The sequence below is a fragment of the Vibrio sp. 10N.286.55.E10 genome, from assembly GCF_002872555.1.
GTDB classification, from domain to species: Bacteria; Pseudomonadota; Gammaproteobacteria; order Enterobacterales; family Vibrionaceae; genus Vibrio; species Vibrio crassostreae.
This window is the reverse complement of record NZ_MCSD01000046.1, coordinates 172,082-184,591: the sequence shown is the minus strand read 5'-3', so window position 1 is coordinate 184,591 and position 12,510 is coordinate 172,082. Positions and strand designations below refer to the sequence as shown.

Sequence of the window (12,510 nt, the reverse complement as noted above, 5' to 3'; positions counted from 1 at the left end):
CACTTGTGTTGTTGGCGTGCCCTTGGATTTGTTTTTTTAACCCTTGGGTAGATTTGATGTTCGTTTTACTTATGTAAAAATTCTTTTTTATCAACGGCTAATGGTTATTTTTGAAGGAGATAAGGATCAAATTTTTTCTTTTTCAGCACGTTGTAGCATAGATGAACCACACAACAAGTTGATTGTTATCTAGTTTAACTAGGGAAATATTTATGACAGAGCAAGAGTATGATTACCCAGAGTCGTACAATCTGATTTCAGTGACAGAACCTTCCAGTAAAATTAAGTATGCAAGCCCTCATTTTAATGAAGTAGCAGGCTACAAAGAAGGAGAGCTCGTAGGTGAGTATCACAATGTGGTTCGCCATAGAGATATGCCTAAAGCCGCATTTAAAGACCTATGGAGCCATATTCAATCAGGGAGTAACTGGATGGGTATGGTGAAAAACCAACGGAACGGTGGTGGTTATTATTGGGTTGATGCTTTTGCTTCTCCGTTAAAAGAAGATAACGAGATTGTTGAATATCAGTCGGTTCGGTTTAAGCCAAAAAGAGAATATGTTGCACGAGCAGAGAAAGCTTATGAAACGTTAAATAAAGGAAAAACGCCGTTTAAGCTTATGTTACCCAAGACAAGACTTTGGCAACGTCAAACTTTGATCTCAATATTACTAATCGGGATTGTTTATGCGCTTCAAATTAATCAATTCGTAACACAACTGCAAAGTTTATTAGTGCTATTTTTAGGTGGCTCAATATCAATCTATATTCTTACGCGTCGTTTGGAGGGTATTTGTGAAATTGCAAAAAATGAGTTCAACAACCCTTTAATGGAGCATATTTATTTTGGTAAGGTAGATGATCTCTCCGAAATTGCTTTAGGAATGAAGGTGCGGAAACAATATGCAAAAGCGTTATTAGGCAGAATCCGAATTTCGGTGAGTGATTCATGTGAATTAACCCTAATGCAGGCGAATAAAACGGCTGAATCGAACGCAACGGTGTCTGAAAACCTTGAAAGTCAGAAAACAGAAATTGATATGGCAGCGACAGCTATTAATGAAATGCAGGCGGCTTCAAGCGAAATCTCTCAAAATGCACAAGGTACTCTAGATTCCACCTTTAGCACCCAACAAGAGCTATTATCTTGTCAGAACGAACTAAACCAAGTAGAAGAAAACTTTGTCGAGCTGACTAGTGAATTAGACAATATATCGACAATATCGCTGTCTGTAGAGAGAGAGACGCAGCAAATAAGCTCCGTTATTGAGATGATTAACGCGATTGCAGACCAAACCAACCTGTTAGCCCTCAATGCCGCGATAGAAGCTGCACGAGCGGGCGACTCTGGAAGAGGGTTCTCGGTAGTGGCGGATGAAGTACGAGTGCTAGCTCAAAAAACACAAGAAGCAACAACAGAGATTCAAGCGGTTATTGAAAAGCTATGCACAGGCAGTGGTCAGTCAGTAACGGCCGTTAATAATGGCACAGAAAAAGCGAAACGTACTCAAACAACGATTCAATCGACTCTAGAAAGCCTTACTTTGTTGAGCGAAAAGGTACAGGGAGTGGTTGATAGGAATAACCAAATCGCTGTCGCTATTGAAGAGCAAGTGAATGTATCAGAAGAGATTAACCAGAATATTCTTTCCATCCATAGTAAAGCTGAAGCTTCTCACGACCTCATGGAAGACAGTAAAAAGCAGTATGAGCAAAGTGTACTCAGCTTGAATGAGCTAAGAAAAGGTGTGGCTCGATTTTAAACTCAATAGAGTGAGTGACTCGCTATTTTGACGAGAGGCTAAACTGTGAATTGAGATTTGAACTAGTTTTAGCTTTGGTCGCAAATATAAAACCTTGCAATTGCGAGGTTTTATATTTTTGGTCGGTTGAGCTGACTTGGACGGGGTATCTTAACAGCCAGATCAGATGCCGGGTTAAGTCACTGCGCTAAATTAACTGGCCGGCGCTAGTTCAATTGTTGGTACTACATATGAAGGGGGGCGTAACGGCTCATTTCGTTCTTTAGATCTTGTTCATACTGATCTAGCCACGCATAACGCTCGCGATACAACTTACGCTTTTGACGTTTTAGAGCTTCAAGATCTTTTCTGTTCGGGTTGGTCGGTAGACGATAAAAATAGTCATCATGCACCTGTCCATCGTGTTCTTCCCACAGACTGTCGTATTTAAGGCTGATATCTTTGTTTTTCTTACCGTAGCGCAATGAGTTCGACACATGGCCAGACTCTTTTACCGCATAGATATTGTCGATACCCAATTTAATAGCGAGCAATCGTAGTGTTTCTACCATGAAGGATTTAGGTCTTAAACCGTAAAAAGCTTTGGTGAATGTGCGGCTAAATCCATTGTCATTGGCTCCACCCTGAATACCGCCGATGTAGATGTTGTTGTCGAAAACAGTAAACGAAATGGTATACATTTTTTCGAGTTGAGAATTGGTCAATGAAACTGTGAGTTCACCTTCTTTTCTCGCGTTTCTTTCAAAGCTGAGATTAACTAGATAGATGCGGTCATCGATGTCTAGTTTTAGAAGATTGAGTCTTTCATTGTAGATTTGTTGACGTGCTTCTGTTACGAAGGTGTTTTCAAACCAGTCGTAGTGCTTGGACAAGATGTCGATCTTTTCTTTATTGCTAAAGCCAGTACATAGGTAGGGAGTCACAAATTTAGACAAGAAGTTGGGCTGCTTGATAAATAACAACTTTCTCTCTTCAGAGTTGAAGTTATCACTCATTTTTCGAGTGGCTGAATAATAAAACAGAGCTCGAATCGTAAACTTAATTATGGCTTTGTATTTACCCTTATTTTTATGGGTATTGGCTTCAATCCCCATGCGAACGACATTCATAATCACCTCAAAGAAGAAGTATTGTTCGAACACAGTTGTGTTACGAACCCTTCCAATAATCTCACCAATAACAAGAAAATGATGATAGTGAAAAATGCGATTTGGGTATGTATGGGTATGTATGACAATGTAACTAAGCCAGTTACTTAGTGTTCATATTTTGGACGGTTGGGGTCGTGTTTTAGTGGGTAGAAGAGCTAGGAAGCGATTGTTTGCTATAGGAACGTGTTTCTAAAACCAAAAATGCCACTACAAATCTGAAGTGGCATTAGAACGATAACAAACTATCACTTTGCTTAAACTTAAACTTTAGTTCTTACATAAACTATAGTTCTAACAGTTTGGCCAATTCACGCTCTTCAAGAAGCTCTTCAATGCGTTGACGAGTCTTAGGTGTTTCGGCTTGTGCTTTAGTCGACTTACCAGCTTTTTTGCTTCGGCTCGTTTTCGCTTTTTCCTTAGTCGTCATCGTAATCTTCCTTGTGTTTTTCTGTGTTACAGGTTGCACGTCTCTTTTAGTGCTTTGCCTGCTTTAAATGCTGGCGTCTTTGATGCTGCAATCTGAATCTCTTCTCCGGTACGCGGGTTGCGACCAGTTCGAGCGGCACGAGAGTTAACTTTAAAGCTACCAAATCCAAGGATCGATACGTCATCACCGTTAGCAAGCGAAGAAGATATACCTTCAACTAGCGCATTGAGCGCTGTGCCAGCTTGGTCTTTTGAGATGTCTGCAGAAGTCGCGATGTGTTCAACTAATTGAGATTTGTTCATAATCTATATTCCTTATTGAGTACGGCTGGCGTCTACCTTTAGCACCTAGCTTATGCGATCTTATCAACGGCAACTGAAATATTGTCAGTGGTTGGGTAGAGCTTTGTAAAGTAACCAACAGGATTGACTATAAAAGCATCTGTCGGTTCAATCAATGCAATTCATTGATTATTATTGGTTTATAGACATGTCGCCCAAATTAACTTGAGAAAAGTCATTCGGATTGTCCGCGAGGTTCATAATCCAAGTCGAAACTGCCATCTGTCATGTTGACAAACGAAAGAGTAAAAACAAAGAAGCCCAGCTTAATTGCTGGGCTTCTTGTTGTGTTGTCAGAGAGATTTGTTAATTCAGAACTATTTAGTAATAAAAATTTGTTCTGTTTCTAGCGAAGTCATAGAGCGAACTTGACGCCAAATGTAGTAGAAAATACCCAACATCATCAACATGCTTGGGATGGCGATTGCTGGGTAGCTGTAAAGTGTCAGCTTGCCAAGTTCTTCATTGAAGGCAGCGGTGCCAGCAGGGCTTGTCACAATCCAAGTCGCTAGGAAGTAGTTCATCGCAGAAGAAAATGCGAAAGTACTCGCGAATAGGTAGTTTGATGTCATTAAGCAACGGTCGAACTGCGCCTGCTTACCGAACTGTCTTAAACGCTCTTCGATAAGAGAGATATTTAACAGAGCTGGTGTGAAGATAACTTTCTGAATAAACGGGTAGCGGGTGAAGGTTGAGCCAAGAACTGCTAAACCAATTAGACCTGGGATTAATGCCTCTTTTAGTGCTAACCAACGAGTGTCTAGCTCAAAGAAACCAATGCCACCTGTTAAAAGTACACTGACAAAGCCAAGCGCTGCTATGAAGTTGAACTTCTTGTTGCGGATCAACTCCATGCCACCGTAAGCAATAGGGAAGGCTAGGGCGACAAGTAATGCTAAGCCTGTTCCGAGATGCTCATCTCCACTGAACTTCATTAAAATGAATGAAGGAAGAAGGACGTTAAATACGACTTCGAAAAGAGGACTCGATTTTTTGTTTTCTGTGCTACTCATAATTTCTAAATACATTATGTTATGGATTTATTCTCAGGGATTGTTGTTTACCTTGCCCAAGATGTAAAGCCTTAAGACACCATGCTGTGTAACGACATGTGACATCAACGACATCTCTTAGCCTATCTCACGTTGAATTCAAGACTTTACGCATTCTAGTTCTGGACGCTTTTAGGTATCCAGACCGAACGAATCAAGCAACGTTTCATAATCAGGCTTGTTTGCCAAACTCTCAATGCTTATACGTGTCAGTACGTCTGCGAACGGAGAAAGGTGTAAGAAATCGATGATGGTGCAGCTGTTCACTTCATCAAACAATTCAGTATGTCGAAACTGAACGTAATCTAAAGCGACATGGAGATACAACGTGGCCAAGTTGTCACTCAGAAGGGATTCTAGTCCTTGTTCTTTGATCTCTTGGTCTAGTCGCTCTAGGGCGGCAACGATACCTTCTTGCCCTCTCTGGATAAGCGCATTGTCACTGTCTGCATAGCGAGTCAATGCCACGGTTCGAAAAGCGATCTCCATTAACGTCTTAGCTGTTCCTAGTGTATGCATGTCATTGGCACTATTTAACATTACTTGGCGGAGCGTTTGAGGCTGATATGTTTCAATTAGGTATTGGCAAATGCATAAGCTTTCTGTCAATGCTGTTCCGTCATCAAGTTCAAGTGCAGGAATTAAACAAAACGGATTGACGCTTTTTAGATTGGCTGGAGAGCTCCATGGATCAACCCAAACAAAAGACAGTGGGGAGCAGCGCGATAGAAGTGCTGTAGCTGCGACTACGCGTGAAAACGGGGAGGTTTCATTTAAGTAGAGTTGCATGATAATCCTTTATTGTATTCGTCAGATGAACCGAAGAAGCTAGCTTAGAACGAGGTCAAGTGTTCAGGCTTAGAGCGAGTCGCGGTCATTAATATACACACCGTAGACAAAATCAAAGCAGCAGTACTAACGCTGAACAAAACGTCGTATGAATCCATATGATTTAAGTAGTACGCCATCAAAAGTCCAACCACACCTTGTGATACAGCAAAAGAGAGAGTCATTCCTGCCCACGCTTTGGTGTGCAGTTCATAACCGACAATCTCTAATGTGTAAGTCGACACAAGAGTTACCGTTCCCGGCGTGAAAATACCGACCAGTAATGAAGATATGAGTAGCGCGATGGGGTGGGTGCTAAAAAGCGGGAGTGCGACGCCTAGAGCCTTGAAGTTAAATGCAATACATAGTGACTTCTTAAGCCCTAGCTTGTCTCCCAACATGCCCGTAATCAATGGTCCAATGGCAGCACCAATACCAAAGGTTGCCCAGAATAAACCACCGCTAGTGAACGACATCCCCAGTTCTCGTACGATGTAATCAACCCAAAACAAGGTGTGTGGTAGGTAGCCGATAGCATCGAAGGTATAAGCCACAAGAATAAGCGTTACGCTGATTAACTTAGGCCTTGATAGCTGTGAGAAGGAAGATTTTATATAAGGCGCTTTTGACTTATTATCTTGGGTTTGCCAAGCATTCCAGGTGAGTATAGTGGTGGCCAACGCGATGACTCCCATGCTAATCCAAGCCGAAACCACACTAAAAAAAATGAGCACAGGAATTAGGGTGCCAGATAACATTGCACCAAGCCCAATGCCTGAAAATACAACACCGCTGACACGAGCCTTCACATCCGGGTTAAACTTTCGGACAATCACTGGTGGGGCGACAACCATGAGTATCGCCCCCGTAACTCCAGCCAAAGTTCGCCAAACATAAAACCATGCTAAGGGCGCATCCTGTAGCGCACAGCCCAAGTAGCTAAAGCTGCTCACCAACATAGCGAAACGAATCAACTGCCCAGCACCAAAGTAACGTAGCAGTATGTTGGTAGCAGGTGCACCTAAGATGTACCCAAGAAGGGTCGCGACACCAAGATAAGATGCATCACTTTCGCTAAACCAACCACTTTGAATGAGCGCCGGCATTAATGCTATATAGGCAAACCTACCGATCCCGTTGCCTATCAACGTCGCTCCCATTCCTGCAAGGCTATCTCGATTAATGATGTGTGTATTCAACATAAAAAGGGCTCTTTCGGATTTAACTAGATGCTCTGGCAATAGGAAAAAATTTTGTTCGATTTTGCATAATGACATCATTCACCATCAATATCACTAGGCGCTTAGTCATATAATTTGCTCATTTAAAACCGGTTTGAGATAGGTAAATAGCGAGTGTGTTTAAACACTTAGGTAGATGTGTTGCTCTGCCGAGGATAAGGCAATAAGCGATTGTTTTAATCACAGTAGAATTGAGTGATTAATGGTTAGACTAAAGTTGGATCTAAATGAACGTAAATGATTAGGTATTTAGAAAAGTTTGATGTTCTGTGGGCTCTCACTCACATTCACCGCTCTTAAACGATGGATGAATGTGAAATGAGGTGGGTTTAAAGAAGAGGTATAACTCCTTTACTGGTCGAAAAGTAGGTTAAAGCTTAAAGGGATTTTGTCGGAAATCGTTAGTCCACCCACGGTATTAGCCGATATCTACAAAAGTGATATCAACATCGCGATTTGGCAGCGTAAGTTTGATGCTGATTTAATAGGTGACATTGATGAGTTTATCGCGTCGAATCCAAATTTTAGTAAGTCTGTTAGCGTGTCACCGGGCAACGCCTACGATAAGTTGGAATTTGCAACGGACGGAACGGCCTCTAAAGCGCTATTAGAAAACATGGCAGAGCTGGTGGATATGTTCTGTTGTTTGTTTGAGCTTGAAGAAGTAGGGCTGCGTTTGGCGGTGTTGAATAAGGCAATGTGTCCTCGCTTTCATTTCGACCAAGTGCCTTGCCGCTTAGTAACCACTTATCACGGTGTCGCGACTCAATGGCTACAGAACGACTCGGTCGATCGTTCAAAGTTAGGTCGTGGAAGCAACGGACAGCCAGACTCTGCTTCTGGCTTGTACAACCATGAATCTGATATTCAACAAATGGTGAGTGGTGACGTAGCGCTATTGAAAGGTGAGCGCTGGAGTGGCAACGAAAATGCAGGTCTTGTGCATCGTTCACCAGTCACTTCATCTAATGAGACACGATTGCTATTAACGTTGGACTTTGGTTGATCAACTTTTGACTATTTTGTCTGCGACCTGTTTTTTTCAGACGTTCTACACATTTAAATATCTTCCTAGTGGGGTAACGGCCTAGCGTGAGCTGTGCCGTTATTACTGCCAAACAAAGACACCCATCAGCTGACCTTGTTTAGCACATTAATTCAAAATTTAGAGTTTACCATTCTCTAAATCAATGGGTTACGATGCGTGCACTTACTCACATATATCAATATTTCAGTTCCTCATCGGTTTCTTAATTTATTTTAAAGCGTAAAATATATCCCGCTTGCAAACCGCTTTGGCAACCAATTTGTTCGCCACGGTTTTTTACTTCCAAATTATAGGTTTCCTATGTTCAAGAAACTCTCGCTTAAAAATAAACTGGCGATCTCAGCCAGTATGGCCATTATCCTGGGGGGGATTTTGGTCGAGGCATTGTCTTTTCGTGCTTCACTGCAAAGGTTGGATACTGAAGTTGAGCAGCGCTTAGAGGGCGCATCGGCTTCTTACAATCAATATGTATCGGATTGGATCTTATCCAAAGAGCGTGCGCTTACTTCTCTTTCGAAAGAATCCAAACAAGAAAGCTTGGTGACTCACCTAAAACAGGTTCGTGATTCTGCGTCTTTTGATAATGTCTTCTTAGCGTTTCCTGACGGTTCGCAAAAGAATGCGAATGGAGTGGTACTGCCGCCGGGTAATGATGACCCACGTTTATGGGGTTGGTACACCAATGCGGTTGCAAACCCAAACAAGGTGTTCATGGATAACCCAACCGTTGCTGCTGCAACTGGGGCGAATGTTGTGTCACTGGGTACTGCCATGCAATTACATGGTCAACAGGTTGTGTTGGGTGCGGATGTTGAAATTACCGACATTCTTAATAGCCTAGAGCAAGTGATTCTTCCAGGTGAAGGTTACATGTTCATCGCGACTAATAAAGGCACGGTTTATACGCACCCTGATACCAAGCTATTGAATAAGAACATCAGCTCACTTGGGTTAGATTTTACGGATGTACAAAAGGCATTAGCTAGTGGTAAAGATACTTCGATCGACTTAAACGGCAGCGATTATGTTCTGTATGCGCGTGCGATTGATGGAACGAGCCTAATTACTGTGAGCGTTGTTAACCATGACTCTTTGGTAGCACCGTTATTTGATGCCGTGATTGGTCAAGTGTTGGTGACTTTGCTGGTTGTCATCGTATGTACTGTGTTGTTCAACCTACTGTGTACGATTCTATTCCGTCCGCTTAATCATGTATCTCAAGCATTGGCGCAAATCGCGAATGGTAGTGGTGATCTAACTCAACGTATTCATGTTGATAATCAGGATGAAGTGGGTGAGCTTGCTCAGAACTTCAATACCTTTGTTGGTAGCTTACAGCAGTTGATAGGTCATATCCGCGGACAATCAGAGCAGCTCAACAGTCAGTCAGAGCAAAGTGCTCAGCGTGCGAACCGCTCTGTGGATGAGCTAAACCACCAGCAGCAAGAAATCACGATGGTGGCGACGGCGGTAACTGAAATGGCCTGTGCAACTCAAGAGATTGCATCACATGCCGAGCAAACAGCGAAAGCTGCACAAGACTCAGCGACAAGCACTAACAGTGGTCACGCTCTGGTTGTCGACACTAAAGGCTCAATCAATAACTTGGCCAATGAAGTGAACGAAGCGGGCAACGTGATCAGCGAGCTAAACAAGCACGCTCAAGAGATCTCAACAGTATTAGCGACAATCCAAGGCATTGCAGAGCAAACTAACTTACTTGCTTTGAATGCAGCGATTGAAGCTGCCCGTGCTGGTGAACAAGGTCGTGGTTTTGCTGTGGTAGCTGACGAAGTACGTGTGCTTTCTCAGCGCACTCACTCTTCAACGGAAGAGATCAAATCAACGATTGATATTCTGCAGCGTACGACGACCCAAGCCGTTGAGCTTATGGAGAGCAGTTCTAAACTGGCAATACATTCCGTAGAAGATGCAGACAGAGCTTCGCATGCGCTTGAAGAGATCAATACTGCAGTTGCTTTGATCAGTGATATGGCGACTCAAATCGCGACTGCCGCTGAAGAGCAAACGCACGTGACGGGTGAAATTACCCAAAACATTACGACCATTAAAGATGTCACTGACCACTTAGTTGTGGGCGCGCAGGACAGCTTAACTGAGTCGAACGAACTTAAGAGCCAAGCCGCTGGTTTAAGTGACAAAGTGGCGACTTTTAAGCTTGCTTAACGGTTTCATTCGCTGATGCCTGATCAGTGAGTAATCGGTAAGCAATAAGCCAAAGCGACGTAGATTACGTCGCTTTTTTTGTGGCGATTGTTAGATGGTAGAACAAGATAAGTCACTGAATTAATCGAGTAGATGATGGCACATCAGTTCAATAAAACTGACTGGCGATTCAAGCATTGGGGTATGCGACACGCCTTCAAGCTCAATGAGTTCTAATGATTTAAACGCCCCTCCTAAATCCAGCCAAGTGCTCAAAGGTGCGATACTGAAATCGAGTTCGCCAATAGCAACAATAACTTCTAGCTGATTAACCATAGGCAGAGTCGCTACATCTATACTGTTAAAAATATCCCCCCATAGTGCGTCAAGTACTGTTGTGTTGGTGTGTACTCGCTCCCAAAGGGGAAGTTCATTAAAGCTAAGATCTGCCCAGCGCATAGGGCTTAATCGATTACATAGATGGACAAACTTTTTATGTGGTTCTTTGTTTATGTCGTGTTCGAGCTTTCCAATATTTTGTTTAAATAGGCGCTTTCGTTCACCTGACGCATGACTTTCCCAGTGTGAAAACTGTTTGGCTTTCATCTCTTCAGATAAGCTTGGTGATGCTCCAACAACCATAACCTTCTCAATACGAATTTTGGTAGAACTGGCGAAGTGAAGAGCCATGTAAGCATGCCCTGAATGACCAAGAACATTGGCTTTCTGTATATTAAAACTCTCGCAGATAGCTTCAATATCGTCAGAGATAATATCCAAATTAATTGTCTGGTTATCTTTTCCCGTTAAAGCAAACCCACGATGATCTAGATATAGGCAAGTAAAGTGGTCGTGTAGCGCCTTCGGTATCACTCGCTTGTAGTAATCAACACTACCAATAATTAATAAGTTTGGTCCTTCGCCGTGTTGTTCGGCTTTGAGCTGATACCCATCGCGCTCGAAAATTGCCTGGTTCTTACTTTTTATCATTATTCACTCCCATCATTTTTTTAAATTTTATCGTGATGGATAATCCTGATAAATAATCTAATATAAGATTCACTATTAATGATTTTGGGATAATCGGGTTGGAAAGAATCGATAACGCTTGGTTAAACTCATTCCTTTGTGTGTATGAGCAGAACAGCTTCATCAAGGCTTCGGAGCGCTTGCTAATTCCAAGCTCTACGGTCAGTCGTCATGTTCAACAACTTGAAAATGAGATTGGCAATAAACTGTTTTATCGGACTACACGTAAGGTTACGCCTACCTCGGCTGGCGATACTTTGTATAATGAGATAAGAGAACCGCTTCGCCACTTGAGCCAGACGTTACAAAATCTCACCACTTCCACTGAATCAGTAAAAGGAAGTATTCGCTTAAGCACGCCAGACGTTCCGTTCATTGGCGATATTCTTGCTGACTTTGTGGTCGACTATCCAAATATTTCTCTGTTCTGCGAACACAGTACGTCCTTAGAAAGTGCTCTCAATAGTGACCCTGATATCGTGATCAGCTTTGAGCGAGGATCGCTTGATGATAGGGATTGGGTTTCTCGTCCTTTATGCCAATGGGAGAGCGTAGTTTTGGCTTCTCCAACTTGTTTAGAGGAACATGGAACACCAAGTAAAGTTGAAGACTTAATCTCGTTGCCATGTATCTCTAGTTATAAAGCTTTTGGTGGCAATCCTTGGGTATTTAGTGGGGAAGACGACGACTCGAAGGGACTGAATATCAAGTCAAACATTAATGTTGATGGTGGATTTATTGCGAAAGCCGCTGCGATCCGCGGGCTTGGTTTTGTTGCGTTACCCAAAGAGTTTTGTCGTGAGGAAATAGAGCGGGGCACATTGGTTGAACAGTACTTAGATGACCAATTAGCGCCCCTGACGATATATATTCATTACCGTTCGATGAGTTATCACACACATCTAACTAAGCTGTTAGTCAACTTCATACGTGAACGAGCAAACTGATCGAGTTATTCGGCTTCTGAAAACTCTCTAAGCGCGCTCATTGCGGCTTCAGCTTTGTCTTTCTGAACGAAGATATGGTCATGGTAATAGCCAGCAATCACGTTGGCGCTAATACCGTATGAACCAAGCTTTGTGGCGAAAGCAGCGGTTAACCCAACCGCTTCAAGGCTTGAGTGTACAGACAAAGTAATCAAGCTAAACACACCATCGAAACTTAACTGCGCTTGAGTCGCCACTTCTTCTGTTAGTACTAAAGTTAACCCTTCTTTTTCTCGAAAGGTCGCCATCGGATTGAGGTGGACATAGTCGGCTAATTCTCCCTCTACCGTACAGAAAACATAGTTGCCTTCAATGAGTTCTGGTGACATGGACTTTAGCAGAATGTTTAAATCGGTAATGGCGGTCATCGTCTTTTTCCCTGCGTAATCGCGTTTGTTTATGGTGTTGGATAGTGCAGTCAAGATAGAGGTAAGCTGTCGGCGAGTACAATTAATAATATTTATTCACTATAAGCACG

Annotated in this window: 11 protein-coding genes and 1 pseudogene; 4 read left to right on the top strand and 8 right to left on the bottom strand. The window is 42.6% G+C overall.

Going from position 1 to position 12,510, the window contains the following annotated elements:
* Positions 1 to 212: 212 nt before the first annotated feature.
* Complete coding sequence (locus BCV39_RS19670; protein ID WP_102431751.1) at positions 213 to 1,763, top strand: PAS domain-containing methyl-accepting chemotaxis protein; 1,551 nt, start codon at positions 213 to 215, stop codon at positions 1,761 to 1,763.
* A 224-nt stretch (positions 1,764 to 1,987) separates the two neighbouring features.
* Here the strand turns inward: BCV39_RS19670 and BCV39_RS19665 are convergent, their stop codons facing one another.
* From BCV39_RS19665 to BCV39_RS19645, 6 genes are all read right to left on the bottom strand, one after another.
* Positions 1,988 to 2,872, bottom strand: a complete 885-nt coding sequence (locus BCV39_RS19665; protein ID WP_133146454.1) for a VirK/YbjX family protein — start codon at positions 2,870 to 2,872, stop codon at positions 1,988 to 1,990.
* A 325-nt stretch (positions 2,873 to 3,197) separates the two neighbouring features.
* Positions 3,198 to 3,341: a hypothetical protein gene (locus BCV39_RS23225; RefSeq protein WP_017059112.1), complete on the bottom strand. Its 144-nt coding sequence runs from the start codon at positions 3,339 to 3,341 to the stop codon at positions 3,198 to 3,200.
* Between the two features lie 26 nt (positions 3,342 to 3,367).
* On the bottom strand, positions 3,368 to 3,643 hold the full coding sequence (locus tag BCV39_RS19660; protein ID WP_048658484.1) for an HU family DNA-binding protein: 276 nt from the start codon (positions 3,641 to 3,643) through the stop codon (positions 3,368 to 3,370).
* Between the two features lie 356 nt (positions 3,644 to 3,999).
* The gene (locus tag BCV39_RS19655; RefSeq protein WP_102431775.1) at positions 4,000 to 4,695 is read right to left on the bottom strand and encodes a VC0807 family protein; all 696 of its coding nucleotides are present in this window, start codon (positions 4,693 to 4,695) and stop codon (positions 4,000 to 4,002) included.
* Positions 4,696 to 4,866: 171 nt separating this feature from the next.
* Complete coding sequence (locus tag BCV39_RS19650; protein ID WP_102431753.1) at positions 4,867 to 5,523, bottom strand: glutathione S-transferase family protein; 657 nt, start codon at positions 5,521 to 5,523, stop codon at positions 4,867 to 4,869.
* A 44-nt stretch (positions 5,524 to 5,567) separates the two neighbouring features.
* On the bottom strand, positions 5,568 to 6,764 hold the full coding sequence (locus BCV39_RS19645) for a YbfB/YjiJ family MFS transporter (RefSeq protein ID WP_102431754.1): 1,197 nt from the start codon (positions 6,762 to 6,764) through the stop codon (positions 5,568 to 5,570).
* Between the two features lie 448 nt (positions 6,765 to 7,212).
* Between BCV39_RS19645 and BCV39_RS19640 the strand changes: the two are divergent.
* A pseudogene (locus tag BCV39_RS19640) lies at positions 7,213 to 7,809 on the top strand (DUF1826 domain-containing protein); the annotation flags it as partial.
* 342 nt (positions 7,810 to 8,151) lie between these two features.
* Positions 8,152 to 10,038, top strand: a complete 1,887-nt coding sequence (locus tag BCV39_RS19635) for a methyl-accepting chemotaxis protein (protein ID WP_102431755.1) — start codon at positions 8,152 to 8,154, stop codon at positions 10,036 to 10,038.
* A gap of 120 nt (positions 10,039 to 10,158) precedes the next feature.
* On the opposite strand, the gene BCV39_RS19630 is transcribed toward BCV39_RS19635, so the two are convergent.
* On the bottom strand, positions 10,159 to 11,007 hold the full coding sequence (locus BCV39_RS19630; RefSeq protein WP_102431756.1) for an alpha/beta hydrolase: 849 nt from the start codon (positions 11,005 to 11,007) through the stop codon (positions 10,159 to 10,161).
* A gap of 98 nt (positions 11,008 to 11,105) precedes the next feature.
* Between BCV39_RS19630 and BCV39_RS19625 the strand changes: the two genes are divergently transcribed.
* Positions 11,106 to 11,993: a LysR family transcriptional regulator gene (locus BCV39_RS19625; RefSeq protein ID WP_102431757.1), complete on the top strand. Its 888-nt coding sequence runs from the start codon at positions 11,106 to 11,108 to the stop codon at positions 11,991 to 11,993.
* 5 nt (positions 11,994 to 11,998) lie between these two features.
* Here BCV39_RS19625 and BCV39_RS19620 read toward each other — a convergent pair whose 3' ends face one another.
* Positions 11,999 to 12,400 carry an ACT domain-containing protein gene (locus tag BCV39_RS19620; RefSeq protein ID WP_102431758.1) on the bottom strand — a complete coding sequence of 134 codons (402 nt, stop codon included), beginning with the start codon at positions 12,398 to 12,400 and terminating at the stop codon, positions 11,999 to 12,001.
* Positions 12,401 to 12,510 lie beyond the last annotated feature (110 nt).

Excerpts from the sequence above, each read along its gene's own strand:
- BCV39_RS19670 (WP_102431751.1), top strand. The coding sequence starts at position 213 with ATGACAGAGCAAGAGTATGATTACCCAGAGTCGTACAATCTGATTTCA.
- BCV39_RS19665 (WP_133146454.1), bottom strand. The coding sequence starts at position 2,872 with ATGAATGTCGTTCGCATGGGGATTGAAGCCAATACCCATAAAAATAAG.
- BCV39_RS23225 (WP_017059112.1), bottom strand. The coding sequence starts at position 3,341 with ATGACGACTAAGGAAAAAGCGAAAACGAGCCGAAGCAAAAAAGCTGGT.
- BCV39_RS19660 (WP_048658484.1), bottom strand. The coding sequence starts at position 3,643 with ATGAACAAATCTCAATTAGTTGAACACATCGCGACTTCTGCAGACATC.
- BCV39_RS19655 (WP_102431775.1), bottom strand. The coding sequence starts at position 4,695 with ATGAGTAGCACAGAAAACAAAAAATCGAGTCCTCTTTTCGAAGTCGTA.
- BCV39_RS19650 (WP_102431753.1), bottom strand. The coding sequence starts at position 5,523 with ATGCAACTCTACTTAAATGAAACCTCCCCGTTTTCACGCGTAGTCGCA.
- BCV39_RS19645 (WP_102431754.1), bottom strand. The coding sequence starts at position 6,764 with ATGTTGAATACACACATCATTAATCGAGATAGCCTTGCAGGAATGGGA.
- BCV39_RS19635 (WP_102431755.1), top strand. The coding sequence starts at position 8,152 with ATGTTCAAGAAACTCTCGCTTAAAAATAAACTGGCGATCTCAGCCAGT.
- BCV39_RS19630 (WP_102431756.1), bottom strand. The coding sequence starts at position 11,007 with ATGATAAAAAGTAAGAACCAGGCAATTTTCGAGCGCGATGGGTATCAG.
- BCV39_RS19620 (WP_102431758.1), bottom strand. The coding sequence starts at position 12,400 with ATGACCGCCATTACCGATTTAAACATTCTGCTAAAGTCCATGTCACCA.